Origin of the sequence: Ottowia cancrivicina (assembly GCF_029813755.1) — a bacterium.
GTDB classification, from domain to species: Bacteria; Pseudomonadota; Gammaproteobacteria; order Burkholderiales; family Burkholderiaceae_C; genus Ottowia; species Ottowia massiliensis.
On the sequence record NZ_JARVII010000020.1, the window covers coordinates 23,131 to 39,314 of the forward strand.

14 protein-coding genes and 2 pseudogenes are annotated in these 16,184 nt (G+C 64.0%); 12 read left to right on the forward strand and 4 right to left on the reverse strand.

Going from position 1 to position 16,184, the window contains the following annotated elements:
- Positions 1-281: 281 nt before the first annotated feature.
- The 7 genes from ptsP to QB898_RS09695 all read left to right on the forward strand — a co-directional run bounded on the left by ptsP (position 282) and on the right by QB898_RS09695 (position 8,350).
- The gene (gene ptsP, locus QB898_RS09665) at positions 282-2,834 is read left to right on the forward strand and encodes a phosphoenolpyruvate--protein phosphotransferase (protein ID WP_279524785.1); all 2,553 of its coding nucleotides are present in this window, start codon (positions 282-284) and stop codon (positions 2,832-2,834) included.
- 57 nt (positions 2,835-2,891) lie between these two features.
- The gene (locus QB898_RS09670) at positions 2,892-4,322 is read left to right on the forward strand and encodes a phospholipid carrier-dependent glycosyltransferase (protein ID WP_279524786.1); all 1,431 of its coding nucleotides are present in this window, start codon (positions 2,892-2,894) and stop codon (positions 4,320-4,322) included.
- A gap of 17 nt (positions 4,323-4,339) precedes the next feature.
- A complete protein-coding gene (locus QB898_RS09675) occupies positions 4,340-4,471 on the forward strand; it encodes a hypothetical protein (RefSeq protein ID WP_279524787.1) in 132 nt (43 codons plus the stop codon).
- Positions 4,472-4,511: 40 nt separating this feature from the next.
- On the forward strand, positions 4,512-5,474 hold the full coding sequence (gene pfkB / locus QB898_RS09680; protein ID WP_428982790.1) for a 1-phosphofructokinase: 963 nt from the start codon (positions 4,512-4,514) through the stop codon (positions 5,472-5,474).
- Between the two features lie 66 nt (positions 5,475-5,540).
- A complete protein-coding gene (locus QB898_RS09685) occupies positions 5,541-6,008 on the forward strand; it encodes an SMI1/KNR4 family protein (protein WP_102284139.1) in 468 nt (155 codons plus the stop codon).
- Positions 6,009-6,031: 23 nt separating this feature from the next.
- Complete coding sequence (locus QB898_RS09690; RefSeq protein WP_279524788.1) at positions 6,032-7,843, forward strand: fructose-specific PTS transporter subunit EIIC; 1,812 nt, start codon at positions 6,032-6,034, stop codon at positions 7,841-7,843.
- Between the two features lie 192 nt (positions 7,844-8,035).
- Positions 8,036-8,350 (forward strand): hypothetical protein, encoded by a 315-nt coding sequence (locus tag QB898_RS09695; RefSeq protein WP_279524789.1) that lies wholly within the window; start codon positions 8,036-8,038, stop codon positions 8,348-8,350.
- Between the two features lie 151 nt (positions 8,351-8,501).
- Here the strand turns inward: QB898_RS09695 and QB898_RS13450 are convergent.
- A pseudogene (locus tag QB898_RS13450) lies at positions 8,502-8,776 on the reverse strand (IS5/IS1182 family transposase); the annotation flags it as partial.
- A 360-nt stretch (positions 8,777-9,136) separates the two neighbouring features.
- On the opposite strand from QB898_RS13450, the gene QB898_RS09710 reads away from it, so the two are divergent.
- Entirely contained in the window at positions 9,137-9,433 is a 297-nt protein-coding gene (locus tag QB898_RS09710; protein WP_279524791.1) for a hypothetical protein, read from the forward strand.
- Here the strand turns inward: QB898_RS09710 and orn are convergent.
- Positions 9,420-10,001 (reverse strand): oligoribonuclease, encoded by a 582-nt coding sequence (gene orn, locus QB898_RS09715; protein WP_279524792.1) that lies wholly within the window; start codon positions 9,999-10,001, stop codon positions 9,420-9,422. The two genes, QB898_RS09710 and orn, sit on opposite strands and share 14 nt — an antisense overlap.
- A 110-nt stretch (positions 10,002-10,111) precedes the next feature.
- Here orn and QB898_RS09720 point away from each other — a divergent pair, with 110 nt between their 5' ends.
- The 4 genes from QB898_RS09720 to QB898_RS09740 all read left to right on the forward strand — a co-directional run bounded on the left by QB898_RS09720 (position 10,112) and on the right by QB898_RS09740 (position 13,747).
- Positions 10,112-10,273: a hypothetical protein gene (locus tag QB898_RS09720; protein WP_279524793.1), complete on the forward strand. Its 162-nt coding sequence runs from the start codon at positions 10,112-10,114 to the stop codon at positions 10,271-10,273.
- A gap of 861 nt (positions 10,274-11,134) precedes the next feature.
- On the forward strand, positions 11,135-12,625 hold the full coding sequence (locus tag QB898_RS09730) for a glycoside hydrolase family protein (RefSeq protein WP_279524794.1): 1,491 nt from the start codon (positions 11,135-11,137) through the stop codon (positions 12,623-12,625).
- 187 nt (positions 12,626-12,812) lie between these two features.
- Positions 12,813-13,241, forward strand: a complete 429-nt coding sequence (locus QB898_RS09735) for a hypothetical protein (RefSeq protein WP_146006981.1) — start codon at positions 12,813-12,815, stop codon at positions 13,239-13,241.
- Positions 13,238-13,747: a hypothetical protein gene (locus tag QB898_RS09740; protein ID WP_279524795.1), complete on the forward strand. Its 510-nt coding sequence runs from the start codon at positions 13,238-13,240 to the stop codon at positions 13,745-13,747. The genes QB898_RS09735 and QB898_RS09740 overlap by 4 nt, the downstream gene beginning before the upstream one ends.
- An 11-nt stretch (positions 13,748-13,758) precedes the next feature.
- On the opposite strand, the pseudogene QB898_RS09745 reads toward QB898_RS09740, so the two are convergent.
- Together QB898_RS09745 and recJ are read right to left on the reverse strand one after the other, a co-directional pair.
- Positions 13,759-14,118, reverse strand: a pseudogene (locus tag QB898_RS09745) (transposase); the annotation flags it as partial.
- A 293-nt stretch (positions 14,119-14,411) separates the two neighbouring features.
- The gene (gene recJ / locus QB898_RS09750; protein WP_279524806.1) at positions 14,412-16,172 is read right to left on the reverse strand and encodes a single-stranded-DNA-specific exonuclease RecJ; all 1,761 of its coding nucleotides are present in this window, start codon (positions 16,170-16,172) and stop codon (positions 14,412-14,414) included.
- Positions 16,173-16,184: the final 12 nt, after the last annotated feature.

Sequence of the window (16,184 nt, forward strand, 5' to 3'; positions counted from 1 at the left end):
CGCCTTCAGCGCCCGCTGCCAGCGCTGGCCGCGCAGGCAAAAAAGCGGGGCCAGGCCTGCGCAAGGGCAAAAAGCGGAGCGCGCCATTCCGCCCTCTGTTTCGCTCCTCTATCCATAGCATGACGTCCTAGTGGAAACTGCGCAGGAAGGCATTTAGATATACCTGAATCCGCTCCTTTTTTTGATATCTCCAGCGCCCTGCCCTGCGGCTAGACTGCGCGGCCATCACACGCGCCGCTCAGAAGAACTTCAGATTCAGAAGCACATTCAGGAAAAACGCCATGCCAGAAGCCCTCATCCGCCCCGAACTGGTTCAACTGGGCGCCGCGCCCGCCGACAAGACCGCCGCCATCCGGCAGGCGGGGCAGTTGCTGGTGGCTGCCGGCTGCATCGCCCCGGCCTATGTGCAAAGCCTGCTGGCGCGCGAGCAGACGGCCAATACCTATCTGGGCAGCGGCGTGGCCATTCCGCACGGGCAGATTGCCGACCGGCACCTGATCGAGCGCACCGGCATCGCCGTGCTGCAAGTGCCCGGCGGCGTGGAGTGGAACGCGGGGCAGCGCGCCACGCTCATCTTCGCCATTGCCGCGCAGTCTGACGAGCACCTGGCGCTGCTGCGGCGCCTGACGCGCCTGCTGCAAGACGAGGCCACGCTGCAAAAGCTGGCCTGCACGGCGGATGCGGGCGACATCCTGCGCGCGCTGGAGCTGCCTGCTGCACCTGCCGCCGCCGCTGACGCCGCTGCACAAGCCCCGGCCGCCGACTACGCGCAAGGCTTTGACTGGCGCATGCCCTATCCCAACGGCCTGCACGCGCGCCCCGCCCAGCAGTGGGTGGAAACGGCCCGGCGCTTTGCCGCCAGCGTGCGCGTGCGAAACGGGCAGGAGGCGGGCGATGCCAAAAACCTCATGGCCCTGCTGCAACTGGGCATCGCCCACGGGCAGACCCTTCACGTTTCCGCGCAAGGCGACGATGCCGCCGCCGCCCTGGCAGCGCTGCAAGGCGTGATGAACCGGCTGACCGCCGCCGAAGAGGCCGAGGCCGAAAAAGCCCGCCAGGCCAAGGCGCAAGCGGCCAGCCGCAGCGCCTGGCAGCCTGCGGGCCAGCCGCCGTCGCTGCAAGGCATCAGCGCCAGCCCGGGCCTGGCCATTGGCACGCTGCGCGTGCGCCGCGCCGCCAACATCGCCGTGCCCGACCGCCCGGCCCCGCTGGCCGAAGGCGCTGACGCGCTGGACGAAGCCCTGGCCGCCACCCGCGCCGAGCTGCTGCAACTGGCGCAAGACACCGCCGCGCGCATTGGCAAGGCCGAAGGCGGCATCTTCCGCGCGCAAGCCGAGCTGCTGGGCGACACCGGCCTGATCGCCCAGGCCTGCCAGCGCATGGCGCAAGGCCACGGCGCAGCCTGGAGCTGGCATGAAGCCGTGCAAGCCGCCGCCGGCCAGCTGGCCAGCGTGGGCAGCCCGCTGCTGGCCGCGCGCGCGGCCGATTTGCGCGATGCGGGCCTGCGCGTGCTGCGCAAGCTCGCGCCAGAGCTGGATGTGCCCGGCGGGCAGGAGCAGGGCGGCGAAAACCTCGTCATCGCCGCTGCCGACCTCACCCCGTCAGACACCGCCGCGCTCGATTTGCGCCAGGTGGCGGGCCTGTGCACCGCGCAGGGCGGCCCTTCCTCGCACACCGCCATCATCGCCCGCACGCTGGGCCTGCCCGCCGTGGTGGCCGCTGGCGGCGCCCTGCTCGATGTGCCCGACGGCCAAACCGTGGTGCTGGACGGCGACGGCGCGCGCCTGTATTGGGGGCTGGATGAGGCCGATTTGCAAAGCGCCCGCCAGTGGCGCGACGCGCAGCAGGCGCGCGCCCGCGAAATCGCCCGGCTGGCCCTGCAACCGGCCGCCACGCAAGACGGCGTGCGCGTGGAAGTGGCCGCCAACGTCAATCGCCCCGAACAAGTGCCCGCCGCGCTGGCCGCCGGCGCCGAAGGCGTGGGCCTGATGCGCACCGAATTTCTCTATCTGGAGCGCGACAGCGCCCCCGGCGAAGACGAGCAGTGCGAAACCTACTGCGGCATGGTGCGCGAGCTGGCGGGCCGCCCCCTCATCATCCGCACGCTCGATATCGGCGGCGACAAGCAAGTGCCCTACCTCAACCTGCCGCACGAAGAAAACCCCTTCCTGGGCATACGCGGCAGCCGCCTCATGCTCCGCCGCCCGGATTTGCTGGAGCCGCAGTTGCGCGCCATCTACCGCGCCGCCAAAACCGGGCCGCTTTCCATCATGTTTCCCATGATCACCAGCCTGGCCGAGCTGCGCGAGCTGCGCGCCGAATGCGAACGCATCCGCCAGCAGCTGAACGCGCCCGCCGTGCCCATCGGCATCATGGTGGAAGTGCCCGCAGCGGCCGTCATGGCCGGGCAACTGGCGCTGCATGCCGACTTCTTTTCCATCGGCACCAACGACCTCACGCAATACGTGCTCGCCATCGACCGCCAGCACCCCGAACTGGCGCGCGAAGCCGACACCCTGCACCCTGCCGTGCTGCGCATGATTCAGCGCACCGTGCAAGGCGCGCAAGCCGCCACGCAAGCCGGGCGCCCCTGCTGGGTGGGCGTGTGCGGCGGCCTGGCGGGCGACCCGCTCGGCGCGGCCATCCTCACCGGCCTGGGCGTGCGCGAACTCTCCATGAGCCAGCGCGACATCGCCCCCGTCAAGGCCGCCTTGCGCGCCTGCGACAGCGCCCTGCTGGCCGAGCTGGCCCAGCTGGCCCTTGATAGCGCCGACGCCGACAGCGTCCGCGCCCTGGCCGCCAGGCTGCAAGCGCCCAGGCAGGTCAAGCGCTAAGGCACGCAAAAAAACACACGTTTCATATTCGCCCAGCGGCCGCGCCAGATTTTAAAAATGCCATTCAGTCTGAAAACAGAAATAGGGCAGCCCATCCGCCAGCATTGGCGGCAAGGCTGGCCCTGGCTGCTTTTGCTGGCCGTTTCCGCCCTGCTGCATTTATGGCGGCTGGCCGAGCCTGCCGAAGTGGCTTTTGACGAAAGCCTGGTGGGGCGCTTTGCTTCGTATTATTTCAGCGGGGAATATTATTTTGATATTCATCCGCCGCACATGAAGCTCATTTACGCGGCGCTGGGCGCGCTGGCGGGCGTGCCGCAAGGGTTTTCGTTTCATCCGCACGGCCTGCATTATCCGGGCGGGTTTTATTTATGGATGCGCTTGTTTCCGGCGCTGTGCGGCACGGTATTGCCGCTTCTGGTGGCGCGGCTGGCGCTGGATTTTGGCGCGGCGCGGCGCTGGGCCTTGTGCGCGGGCTGGCTGGCGGCGTTTGACACCGTGCTGATGGTGGAATCGCGCTTCATCCTCAACGATATTCCGTTATTGACTTTCGGCCTGGCGGGCTGGTGCGGCATGGCGGCCTGGCGGCGGCAGGGCAAAAAGCGCCATTTGCTGCTGGGCGCGCTGGCGCTGGGGCTGGCCTGCGGCGTGAAGTGGACGGGGCTGGGCTTTGTCGCGCCGGTTTTCGCCGCGCTGGCGCTGGAAGGTTTTCCGGCCATTGGGCCAATCTGGCAAAACATACGGCGGCAATGGCGCGCAAAAACAGGCGCATTTTTGGCAATTGTGGCCGTGATATTGCTGGTGCAAGGCGTCGGATATGCGCTGCATTTCGCGCTGCTGCCCAAGGCGGGGCCGGGCGATGCGTATATGTCTGCCCCCATGCAGCAGCGGCTGAAAGAGCGGCGTGAAAATCCGGCAGGCAGCGACTGGCTTTTCACCCCTTATGCCACGCTGGAGCTGCACCGCGCCATGGCTTCGTATTCCAGCCAGGTTTCAGGGCACCCCTATGCCAGCCCCTGGTACACCTGGCCGTGGGGCTGGCGCGGCATTTTCGTGTGGAGCAGCCAGAGCCAGCCGCCGGAGCGCATTTACATGGCGGCCAATATCGCCATTTGGTGGCCGCTGGCTTTGGGAGCGCTGTATTTTCTGGCCGCCCTGCTGCCCTCGCCCTGGCGCGGCGCGAATATGGGCAAACCGGCGGCCCCGCCCGCGCAAAGCGATTATTTGCTGGCGCTGGCGTATCTGGTGAATTTCGCGCCTTTTTTCTTCATTCACCGGCCCATGTTCATTTACCACTATTTTCCGGCGCTGGCCGTCAGTTATGTCATGAGCGCCCGGCTGGCCACCTGCGCGGGCCTTTCGCGGCGCTGGGCATGGTTTTTTGCAGCAGCGGGCCTGCTGGGTTTTTTGTGGCTTGCGCCCGTGGTATATGGCCTGCCCATACAGGCATCCACATTCAATGCGCTGATGCTGTTTGATTCATGGAAATGAAACAGCCCTGCCCCGCCATGCCTGCCATCCGCCGGAAGCTGGCGGAATCGCCCCAAAAAAAGGAGCGGATTCAGGCACTGCAAAAAGCCATATGTCGCACATTCCACGGGGAGATCCTGCTATTGAAGCAGGAGCGAATCCATCCTTGAATGCACGCGCTTCAAAAATGAATGACTTGCCGGAAACGCCATGAAAAACGCCATGCCCCTGCCCATCCTCACCATCACGCCCCACCCTGCCATTGACGAAACCGTGAGCCTGCCCAGCCTGCGCCCCGGCGCGGTGAACGTGGCCACGCAAGCGCGCCGCAACGCGGGCGGCAAGGGCATCAACGTGGCCAGCTGCCTGGCCGACTGGGGCGCGCCCGTCGTGGCGCTCGGGCTGCTGGGGCAAGACAACGCGGCGGCGTTCGAGGCGCTGTTTGCCCGCAAAGGCATCGCAGACGCCTGCCAGCGCGTGCCCGGCAGCACGCGCACCAATATCAAGATCGTGGCGGCCGACACGGGCGACACCACCGACATCAACCTGCCCGGCCCCGCCGTGCCCGCCGCCGCTTGGCAGGCCCTGCTGCAAGACGTGCGCCAGCGCGCACAACCCGGCCAGTGGGCGCTGGCCGCTGGCAGCCTGCCGCCCGGCCTGCAAACCGAAGGCTACGCGCCGCTGCTGAAACTTTTGCACGAGCGCGGCGCGCGCATTGCGCTGGACACCAGCGGCGCGGCGCTGAAGCAAGCCCTGGCCTGCGGCGTGCCGCTGGCCCTCATCAAACCCAACCGCCACGAGCTGGAAACCCTGCTGGGCCGCCCGCTGCCCACTTGCACCGATTTACGCGAAGCCGCGCGCGGCCTGCACGCCCAGGGCGTAGAAACCGTCGTCGTCTCCCTGGGCGCGCAAGGCGCTTTCATGAGCAGCCCCGAAGGCGCCTGGCTGGCCGCACCCTTGCCCGTCAAGCCCGTGAGCACCGTGGGCGCAGGCGATGCGCAAGTGGCCGGCCTGCTCGCCGCGCGGCATGCAGGGCTGGATTGGCGCGAGGCTTTGCGGCATGGCGTGGCCTTTGCCACGGCCAAATTGAAACGATTGGGGCCGGATTTGCCGCCTGCCAGTGAAATCAATGCCTTGTTGCAGGCCATTACCTTGTCGGCCATTCCATCATGATTCATCTTCCTGAATCCATGCGTGAAAACATGGCTGCAAACAAAATGAATTAATCATTCAAAGAAAATGACCTTCACCGACCTTCAAGCCCGCTATCCCGATTTTTGCGGCGATTTTTCCCCCGATTTCGGCCTGCCCACGCAGGCGGATTTTGATCGGCTGGAAAAAGCATTCGGCGTGGTTTTCCCGAAAAGCTATGTCGAATTTCAAACCCGATACGCGGCCCGCATGCGCGCGGTGGGCGATGGCTTTCGGTGGGCCAATGCCGGTTTGGAGCCGCATTTGAGTCTGGAAAGCCTGCTGGGCGAGGCGCAGGGCAGCGGCTATCTGGCGCTGGGGCTGCTGCCGTTCTGGAAAGACGGCGGCGACGGGCTGGCCTTTCAGCTCGATGGCGCGCCCAACCCGGCGGAGCCGCCGGTGGTGTGGTTCATGCGCGATGGCAGCACCTTCCCGCTGGCCGATGGCTTTGTGCCCTGGCTGGCTGCGTGCTATGAAGATTTGCGCCGCGATTTGATGTCTCATTTCAACCTGTAATCACCTTGCCGGAGCTGCAAGCCATGCCTTCCTCCCTGCTGGTCATCATCAACACGCCCGCCCGCGCCACGCATTCGCTGCTGGCGCGCGAGGCGCTGCGCGAAGCCGCCCGCGCCATGCAGCTGCCCTTGCGCATCGAAACCCTGCTGGAAAGCGGCGCGCAAGACCCTCTTGCGCCCGAAGAACTGGCCGCCGCGCCGCTGGTGCTGTGCGTGGGCGAAGCGCCCGCGCAGCGACTGGCGGGCAAGGCCGCACACGTGGCCACGCTGGCCGCCGTACTGGCCGATGCGGCGGGCGTGCTGCGCCAGTGTTTGCAGCAAGAAGGCGCCGATTCACCCGCAGATTCGCCCGCCGGCGCTCCCGGTTTGATAGCGGCCCGCGCTGATGCCACGGGGGCCACGGGGGCAAGCGGCCCCAAAGAGGCTGAACGGCCAGGCGCTGAAAACTGGCAGGCGCTCAAAGTCGTTGCCGTCACCTCCTGCCCCACGGGCATTGCCCACACCTTCATGGCCGAAGAAGGGCTGAAGGCCGCCGCCGCCGCGCTGGGCTGCCAGATGAAGGTGGAAACGCAAGGCTCGGTCGGCGCGCAAAACACCCTTTCGCCTGACGACATTGCGGCGGCTGATCTGGTCATCATCGCCGCCGACACGCAAGTGGACGCCAGCCGCTTTGCGGGCAAGCGCCTTTTTGCCAGCGGCACCAAGGCGGCCATCAAAAACGGCCAGGGCCTGATCCGCCAGGCGCTGGCCGAAGCGCAGCCGCACGGCGCGGCCCCATCCGCCCCAAAAGAAGCCGCCCCCGCCGCCAAAAAAGAGCGCACCGGGGCCTACAAGCACCTGATGACGGGCGTGTCCTTCATGCTGCCCTTTGTGGTTACCGGCGGGCTGCTCATTGCGCTGGGCTTCGCGCTGGGCGGTATTTACGTGTATGACGACGCGCACCGGGGCACGCTGGGCTGGACGCTGTTTTCCATTGGCAAAAGCGCCACCTTCGCGCTCATGATTCCCGTGCTCTCGGGCTACATCGCCTACTCCGTGGCCGACCGCCCCGGCATCACGCCCGGCATGGCTGGCGGGATGATTGCAAACAGCATCGGCGCGGGCTTTCTGGGCGGCCTGGCCTCCGGCTTCATCGCGGGCTACGCCGTCAAGTGGCTGAACGAAAAAATCCGGCTGGGCCGCAACCTGGACGGCCTCAAGCCCGTGCTCATCCTCCCGCTGCTGGGCACGCTCATCACCGGCTTGCTCATGTATTACGTGATCGGCCAGCCCGTGGCCGCGCTGCTGGCCGCGCTCACCCAGTGGCTCAAGGGCCTGCAAGGCAGCAGCGCCTTGCTGCTGGGCCTGCTGCTGGGCGGCATGATGGCCATCGACATGGGCGGCCCCATCAACAAGGCCGCCTACACCTTCGGCACCGGCCTGATCGCCAGCGAGGTCTATTCGCCCATGGCCGCCGTCATGGCCGCCGGCATGACGCCGCCGCTGGCCATCGCCCTGGCCGCCTGGCTGTTCAAAAGCCGCTTCAGCGCCGAAGAGCGCGACGGCGCCAAAGCCGCCGCCGTCATGGGCCTGGCCTTCATCACCGAAGGCGCCATTCCCTTCGCCGCCAAAGACCCGCTGCGCGTCATTCCCGCCCTGGCCGCAGGCTCGGCCCTCACCGGCGCGGTTTCCATGCTCGCAGGGTGCGAATTGCGCGTGCCCCACGGCGGCGCCTTCGTGCTGCCCATCCCCAATGCCGTCACCCATCTGGGCCTGTATCTGGCAGCGATTGCCGCCGGAACAGTCTTGAGCGCCGTGCTGCTGGGCGCGCTCAAGAAACCCGCGCAAACAGCCTGAAAGCGCCCTGCCCTGCCCCGCCAGCGATTTTTTCGCTCCTGCATTCATGGCAAGGTTTCCTGACTGCACCAGGACATCACGGCATTACGCCGGCTGAAATCCGCTCCTTTTTTTGATGTTGAACAGCCTTTGCCTTGTCCTTTGCCGCCGCCCGCGCCGCCATCGCTGATTCAAAAACCATGCCCAATAATCATGAAAAAGATTTGCGAACAGGTGAAAGTTTTTGATTTGGAACCGTTCGAAGCGGGCGACGGGGAAACTTTTCGATTTCGTTTGGAAATCCTGCAAGAAAGGGGCGAAAAAATCTTTTTCGGCAAGGTTTACAGGCTGGAGACCTACCGGCTCCAGCCAACGTTTCCCCAGAGCCAAGGCAATCCGCCTGACTGGATCAATGATGCGCTTATTTTCGTAATGGACGAAATGTTTGATCCAGACAAATTGAAAGGCCAGTCCTGGAATGAAGTCCTTGAAAAGTTTCTCATTGCGGTGGATAAGATATTTTCCTGAAGCGCCCGCAGGGAAAACAAGCGGTTCAAAATCAGGTTTCAGATACCTGGCGAGTTTTCCAAACGGCTTGATGCCACTGCCACGCCAAACGCATTGAAAGCCGCAAGGCCCGTCCGCCGCTTATTCCCAGAACCTGTTCAAAATCTTTTGCTCAAGAGAGCCAGGATGCCAAATAAACGAACGGCAAGCTGGCGCGAAGCAGCCGCTCACCGCTCTTCCACAGCCTCCGGCTTTTCTCCAGCCAGACAAGGCTGTGCTCAACCACCCAGCGTTTGGGCATTACCTTGAGAGCGTGAAGTTCGCTTCTCTTTGCGAACCATCACGCGCCTGCCCGAGATGTCTTTGACGCCTTGCAACAAATGGCTGGCCCGCGTAAGCAACACCGCACAGCAGGCTTTGCTCCCGACTCAAGCTACTCTTGCAGCGCCCCCAGCGCACGCCCATGAAGCCGAGTGCGGCAGCCAGCAGGCCCCAGCCGCCCAGCGCAGGCACGGACTGAACGGGCAGGCCGACGGTGAGGTTGCTGTGCGCAAGCGCGTCAATTCGGTCATGGCGCAGTTCAAAAAAAATGACGATCAACATGATGCGGGCTGGCACGCGCAACGTGACAGAAATACAAGGCAGCAAGTTGCTGACGGATGCTGATTTCAAATAGGCAACCAGAATAAAGGCCGTCCGAGACCTGCTTGGACGGCCTTTTTTGTGGCTTGAAACAAGCGCGCTCTGCACATCATGTATTGCGGTCATCAGCTTGGGAAAACCTGGCTGCATTTGACTCCACCTTCCATGTGGAAAAAAGGGCTGATTCCGCTCCTTAAAAAGGAGCATGATGTCCTAGTGAAACGTGCGCAGGAACCGTTTTTAGCCCTGTTCAATTTGCTCCTTCTTTTGATGCTTCCTGGCGGAACCATGCTTTGGGCCAGGCCGCGAAGGCTGCGGAGCGGAATGCCCCGGCAAAGAAGAAAGGCCGCAAGAGAACAAAAGCCCAAATCCGCGCTGAAATACGCCGCCGGAATCCGCTTTCAAACAAAAAAGCGCTTTTCCGGAAAAAGCGCCTGTGAACGGGTTTTCAAATGCGAATGAAATGTTCGCGGTAATGCAGCAGCTCGTCGATGGATTCGTGCACGTCGGCCAGCGCGGTGTGGGCCTGGCGTTTTTGGAAGGCGTCCGCAACCTCGGGCTTCCAGCGGCGGGCCAGTTCCTTGAGGGTGCTCACGTCAATATTGCGGTAGTGGAAAAACGATTCCAGCCGGGGCATGTATTTGACGAGAAAGCGCCTGTCTTGCCCGATGGTGTTGCCGCACATGGGCGCCACGCCCTTGGAGACGTAGCGCGAGATGAAGGCGATGAGCTGCTGCTCGGCTTCGCCTTCGGTGAGGGTGGAGGCGCGGACTTTTTCTGTCAGCCCGCTGCGGCCATGCGTGCCCCGGTTCCAGGCGTCCATGCCGGCCAGCAGCTCGTCGCTTTGGTGGATGACCAGCACGGGGCCTTCCACGCGAGTTTGCAGCTGCGGGTCGGTGATGACGATGGCGATTTCCAGCAGGCGCTCGCGTTCGGGGTCCAGACCGCTCATTTCGCAGTCCAGCCAGACGAGGTTCTGGTCTGAAAAAGCCAGGGCGGGCGTTGGGTTGGCAGTGTGGTTTTCAGTCATGGGCGCGGATTTTCTTCTTTTGGCAAGGCGCGGCGGCCTGCGCACCCGAAATCTGCTTCATTCCTGCCCCGCTTCCCGCACGATCGCTTCCTTCCGCCACATTGGCACACATGAACAATCCCAACCATCCACGTCAGGACTTCCTGAATGGACATCCACAAAGCGTGTGTTTCCGTGAGCTTCAGCCCGGCGCTTTCCGTGAGACGGCCAGGAACGCCTGTCAGCACCTGCTGGCAGCGCTGCACTACGGCAAGCCTGGAGGCATGCGTTGAGCCGGTGATGAGCTGGCAATGGCACAGCTTGCCAGTCACGGCGCTTTACCAGGCTGCTGCAGCGCCTGATGATCACAAGCGCTTTCGCACCAAGCCCTACACGCCCAGAACCCATGGCAATGGCCGAGCGGTTCATCCAGACTTTGTTCAGACAGTGGGCCTATGCGTATCGCTATTGCGCTTCAGACCACTGCATTGATGAGCTGGCGCCGTGGGATGCAGCGCGACAACTTCCATCGCCCTTACTCTGCTGACAAACACAACCTCCCGCTTGTTGCCTCAAGCTTGAAGGGAGCATCGCATTGAGAAGCCACGACTAACCACCTGCGCTTCGCATTCCGACCTGACCCGTTTTCCGCACCTGAGGCTGGGCCGTGAACGGATTCAGGCATGAGCCGAAACAGCTTTTCATGGAACACCTTTAATGCAGGCCGTCAAGAAAAATTGCAAATCAATATTGCACGATGCGGATAATATGAAAAATATTTTTACCATCAGAACACTTTTACATTCACGTAAATTATATTTTACATTCATATTGCTATTTGTGTGACTTCTCCCAATGAAAGGGGATTCGTTCTACGCAAGCGTCCTGGCTCGTGTTTCTATATGCATTTTTCCGAAATAGAAATTATCAAAACAAGAATGTTGGCCGTCATTGAAGGCACATGTAAACAAACAGAGAAAATAAATATTCGGAAGGATTGCCGCGTTACCTGGCGACACGTTTTCTAAATGCTTTTCCCAGGGTAATCACCCCAGCTATCTTTTTCAAATACAGATGCCGACAATGAATGCGTCTGCCAGCCTTTTGGGATATGTGGCACAGGTAGCAACCTTGGTCAAAGGAAAGGACTCAACATGACCGCTGTCAATTTTTCTTCCCATGCCAACGCTGCGCGCACGGGCGCTGCCAGAGGCTCCGTTTCAGTCCAGCAGGGCGATACGCTTTCGGCCATTGCCGCGCGCAATGGCGTTTCGCTTCAGGCGCTTTTGGCAGCCAATCCGCAGATCAGCAATCCTGATTTGATTTTTGCTGGCGACACCATTAATTTGCCGGGCGGTGCAGGCGCTGCTGGCGGCGGCGCGGCAAACCAGACCGCAGGCGTGCAGCAGACGGCGGCGGCTTCTGGTGCGGGCGGCTCGCAGCCTTCTGGCATGAGCATGAGCCAGGCGGGGCTGGATATGGTCAAGAAATACGAGGGCCTGCGCACTACGGCTTATCGCGACCCGGTGGGCATTTTGACCATCGGCTACGGCCATACAGGCAGTGATGTGCGTGAAGGCCAGACCATTAGCGAAGCACAGGCGACCGAGCTGCTGCGCAAAGACCTGGGCACGGCCGAGAACGCCGTGCGCAAGGCCGTGAAGGTGCCGCTGACACAAGGCCAGTTCGACGCGCTGGTGAGCTTTACCTTCAACTGCGGCGCGGGCACGCTCCAGAAATCGACCATTCTGGAAAAGCTCAACGCAGGCGATTACGCCGGAGCGCAAGCCGAATTTGGCAAGTACAACCACGGTGGCGGGCGCGTGCTGCCCGGCCTGACGCGCCGGCGCAATGAGGAAGCGCAGATGTTTGGCAATCAAAAGCCAACAGGCGCTGGCGGCGCGCAAAGCCAGCAGCCTTCTCCTGCAGCGCCCAGCACGGGCGGCGGCCAGCCCGCCAAGGCCGCAGGCGGCTCCTATACCGTGAAGAAGGGCGATACCTTGTGGGATATCGCGCGCGCGCATGGCGTTTCGCTCAAGAGCCTGATTGCGGCCAATCCGCAAATCGCCAACCCTGACCTGATTTATCCCAATCAAAAGATCAACCTGCCTTCCGGCGCGCAAGGCGCAGGCAGAACGGGGGGAGCCGGCGGGACTGGCAGTGCGCAAGGCACGCAAGGCACTTCCACGCCCACGCCAGCAGGCAACGGGAAAGGCGCCAACACGGCAGCCATCGCCAAGAGCTTTGAAGGCCGCAACGCCTCCGAACTCAAGCGCAGCGGCGCGCTGCCGATGAATCCCAATGTGCCCAACAACGTCTGCTGCGCCAATTTCGTCTCGGCGGTATTGCAGAAAAACGGCCTGCTGTCGGCAGGCGAGCACACCGACGCCGTGCGCCAGCTGGATGTCACGCTGCGCCGCAAGGGCTGGCAGCCGGTGTCGCTGGCCAACGCCAAGCCGGGCGACGTGGTCATCATGGAACGCAATGGCGTTTCGCACACGGAAATCGTGGCGTCGAATGAAAACGGCAAGGTCACGCTGATTGGTTCCAACAACCGCAATGCGGATGGCAGTCAGCGCATTACTTACGACACCAGCAACTGGTGGCATAACCACCTCTCCGCCATCCTGACGCCGCCGAATTGATCGGCAGCAAAGCAGAGCGGCGTCGCGCCGCTTTCTGGCGTGGCCCGCAACGGCCCCTGCCCATGGTTCAGTGGGCAGGGGTTTTTCGTAGGGCGGCGGCGCGCCTCAAGGCGCATTCAACGTTCTGTTGCAGCGCCATTTGTTGGCAATGCTGAAATGCCCCGTTTCAAACAACCGGAGTGAAAACATGAAATTTCCCGTGAAGTGGCTGGCCTTGCCGCTGGTCTTGTCCATCATGCCTGCCGCAGGAGCGGGCGCTCCCAGCGTGCACAAAGCGGATGACGATGCCATCACCGCCATCGCCATTCAGGCGGCCGCACAATCACTCAAGCTGGATGCGGAGCAGCTGAAGCTGGCGCCAGAAAACATTCGCTACGACGGCGACTGGGCCTTCATGCAGGCCCGCCTGCGCGATGCCGCAGACAAGCGCTTTGACTATGCGGGCACCGCCCTGCATAAAGCGGCTCAAGCGGGCGCCATGTCCGATTTATGCGTGGCGCTGCTGCGCCGCGACGGCCAGGCTTGGAAGCTGATTGACATTGCCGTTGGCCCCAGCGATGTGGCCTGGGAAGACTGGGCTGGGCGGCACCACGCACCCGAAGGGCTTTTCAAATGAAAGCGCGCCGCCTGCTGTGGCCTGCCGTCATGGGCTTGCTGGCGGCAGCGCTGGCGCAGGGAACCTGGGCGGCGGCAGATGCGGACGCCAGCCCGCCCCAAGCCGCGCCTGTGCAAACTGCGCCTGCAGCCGCCGAAAGCCTGCCTGCCGCCCTTCAAGGCGAGTGGGAGCCGGTGAGCCGCGCGCTGGAGTCAGCAGGCAATCTGACCTTACAGACGCAAAGCCTGATCTGGTCACCCTGTGGCGCGGCGGCCCATGCCATGCAAGTGCAAGCCGATGGCGCAGGCCATCTGCTGAAACTGGTGGGCCAGTCAGCCTGCCAGCTTGACGGCACGCCTGTCAGCCATTTGCGCGTGCAGCGCAGCGCCAAGCAGGCGTGTGATCTGGAAGTGGCTGTGTTTGCCAACGACAAGCAGCTGGCCAAGGGCGAGCGCCTCGCCTGGGGTGTGTACACGCAGGCATCTTGCCCAGAAGGCGGCGCGCCCGGTACGGCGGGCGGGCACTGACACTTGGTTCTTCAAAAAAGCGGATGGGTGCGCATGCGGAATGCATTTGCACCCATCCGCTTTGTTTTGCTTCTGACTGCGGAGACGCCTGGTTTCGCAAGGGTTCCCGCCCCGGTGGGCGCGGAATTTGGCTTGATCTCCTGCATGTTCCAGCCAAACAAGCTCAGCGCCCAATTGATCAGACGGCCCGAGTAGCCGCCATCCACAAAGACAGTCTTGAGGCACTCAAAGCGCAAGAACAGCCTCACCAGCAAAGCCCTGACACCCACGCGGCCCTGAATGCCTGCCGAATGCACCACCACGGCCAGCAGCAGCCCCATTGTGTCTACGGCTATGTGGCGCTTGTGCCCCTTGACTCTTTTGCCTGCGTCGTATCCGCGCTGCCCTCATTTGAGACAGTCTTGACCGATTGGGAGTCGATGATGGCCGCGCTGGGCCTGGCGCCTGCTGGCGCAGTCGCACCAGCGGGCAGAGGTGTTGTAGACCTGTTTCCAGAGCGGGTAGCCCTTGGGCAGTGCGCGCTATCGACGGTCTGTTCACCGGTCATGTCATTTGGATACATGACGATCGTTTGCCGCAAATTCTCTCTTTGAGAACAGTCTCTGGGACCTCATGCTCCGAATAAGGGCGCGAAACGAGGCCGTCTGCTCCGCGCGGGGCGCGGCTACTCCAGGCTTTCGCCTTCGGCGGCTTCCACGATGAAGCGCACGCGGCGCTGGCCCTGCCATTCGTCCACATCCAGCCGGTAGGCCAGGCGCGGGCGCTCGGGCAGGGGGCCGGTGTGGTTGAACCAGATGGCGTCCACCGCCTCGCCCGCGTGGCGCAGTTTGAGCGACAGGTGCTTTTCGCCGCCGACCAGGCGCTGGCTGATGACTTGCACTTCGTCGCAGAAAAGCGGCGCGGGAAAGCCCTGGCCCCAGACTTCGGCTTGAAGGGCTTCGGCCACGTCCGGGCAGCGGTATTGGGCAGGCAGGGAGCCGTCGGTTTCCATGCAGCAGCTCAGGGCGTCGGCGTCCAGCTCTTCGGCGGCCACTTGCTCGAAGGCGCGGCGAAAGGCGTCGAACTGGCCGCGCGCGATGGTGCAGCCCGCCGCCATGGCGTGGCCGCCAAATTTGAGCAGCGTGCCGGGGCTGCGCTTGGCCACCAGATCGAGCGCGTCGCGCAGGTGAAAGCCGGGGATGGAGCGGCCCGATCCCTTGAGTTCGCCTTCTTTGCCGGGCGCGCCGCTGGCGGCAAAGACGAAGGCGGGGCGGCGCCATTTGTCTTTCAGGCGCGAGGCGACGATGCCGACCACGCCTTCGTGAAAGCTGTCGTCATGCACGCTCAGGGCCACCGGCAGGGCGGCCTCGCCGTCAAACAGGTTTTCCACGTGCAGCAGGGCCTGCTCGCGCATGCCGTTTTCGATTTCGCGGCGCTGGCGGTTGATGGCGTCCAGCCGCGCGGCCAGCTCTCGGGCGCGGGCTGCGTCGTCGGTGAGCAGCAGCTCGATGCCAATCGTCATGTCGGCCAGGCGGCCGGCGGCGTTGATGCGCGGCCCCAGGGCAAAGCCGAAATCGGCGGCGCTGGCTTTGGCCCACGGGCGGCCCGATGCCTCAAACAGCGCGGCCAGGCCCGGCTGCATGTGCCCGGCGCGAATGCGGCGCAGGCCCTGGGCGACAAGGCGGCGGTTGTTTTCGTCCAGCCGCACCACATCGGCCACGGTGCCCAGGGCGATGAGGGGCAGCAGCGCATCCAGCCGGGGCTGGCTGGCGGCGGTGAAGGCGCCGCGCGCGCGCAGCTCGGCGCGCAAGGCCAGCAGCACGTAAAACATGACGCCCACGCCCGCCATGCTTTTGCTGGCAAAGCCGCAGCCGGGCTGGTTGGGATTGACGATGACATGGGCCGCCGGCAGCGCAGGGCCGGGCAGGTGGTGGTCGGTGACGAGCACTTGCAGGCCCAGCTCCCGCGCGGCCTGCACGCCTTCCACGCTGGCAATGCCGTTGTCCACGGTGAGCAGCACGTCGGCCCCGCGTTCGGCCACGCGGCGCGCGATGGGAGGCGTGAGGCCGTAGCCGTCGCACACGCGGTCGGGCACCAGGTAGTCCACGTGCGCCGCGCCCAGCATGCGCAGGCCGCGCACGCCCACGGCACAGGCGGTGGCGCCGTCGCAGTCGTAATCGGCCACAAAGCAAATGCGCTTGCGCGCGGCCATGGCGTCGGCCAGCAGGCGGGCGGCTTCGGGCGCGCCTTTGAGGCCGCCGCCGCTTTCAGGACTGCCGCCGCTTTCAGGGCCGACAGGCGGCAGCAGGCGCGAGAGGGCCGGGTCCAGCTCGGCCGCCCGGCGCACGCCGCGCGCGGCCAGCAGGCGCGCCAGCAGCGGGTGCACGCCCGCCTGCTCCAGCGCCCAGGCGGCGCGGGGGGGCACGTCGCGCGCGCGCAGCTGCACGCCAGCCTGGAC

Bases quoted from the DNA above. Each gene is read 5' to 3' on its own strand.
- QB898_RS09720 (WP_279524793.1), top strand. From the start codon at position 10,112: ATGAACAATCCCAACCATCCACGTCAGGACTTCCTGAATGGACATCCA.
- orn (WP_279524792.1), bottom strand. From the start codon at position 10,001: ATGACTGAAAACCACACTGCCAACCCAACGCCCGCCCTGGCTTTTTCA.
- QB898_RS09675 (WP_279524787.1), top strand. From the start codon at position 4,340: ATGCCTGCCATCCGCCGGAAGCTGGCGGAATCGCCCCAAAAAAAGGAG.
- QB898_RS09730 (WP_279524794.1), top strand. From the start codon at position 11,135: ATGACCGCTGTCAATTTTTCTTCCCATGCCAACGCTGCGCGCACGGGC.
- pfkB (WP_428982790.1), top strand. From the start codon at position 4,512: ATGAAAAACGCCATGCCCCTGCCCATCCTCACCATCACGCCCCACCCT.
- QB898_RS09735 (WP_146006981.1), top strand. From the start codon at position 12,813: ATGAAATTTCCCGTGAAGTGGCTGGCCTTGCCGCTGGTCTTGTCCATC.
- QB898_RS09710 (WP_279524791.1), top strand. From the start codon at position 9,137: ATGTGGAAAAAAGGGCTGATTCCGCTCCTTAAAAAGGAGCATGATGTC.
- QB898_RS09740 (WP_279524795.1), top strand. From the start codon at position 13,238: ATGAAAGCGCGCCGCCTGCTGTGGCCTGCCGTCATGGGCTTGCTGGCG.
- ptsP (WP_279524785.1), top strand. From the start codon at position 282: ATGCCAGAAGCCCTCATCCGCCCCGAACTGGTTCAACTGGGCGCCGCG.
- QB898_RS09690 (WP_279524788.1), top strand. From the start codon at position 6,032: ATGCCTTCCTCCCTGCTGGTCATCATCAACACGCCCGCCCGCGCCACG.
- QB898_RS09670 (WP_279524786.1), top strand. From the start codon at position 2,892: ATGCCATTCAGTCTGAAAACAGAAATAGGGCAGCCCATCCGCCAGCAT.
- QB898_RS09685 (WP_102284139.1), top strand. From the start codon at position 5,541: ATGACCTTCACCGACCTTCAAGCCCGCTATCCCGATTTTTGCGGCGAT.
- QB898_RS09695 (WP_279524789.1), top strand. From the start codon at position 8,036: ATGAAAAAGATTTGCGAACAGGTGAAAGTTTTTGATTTGGAACCGTTC.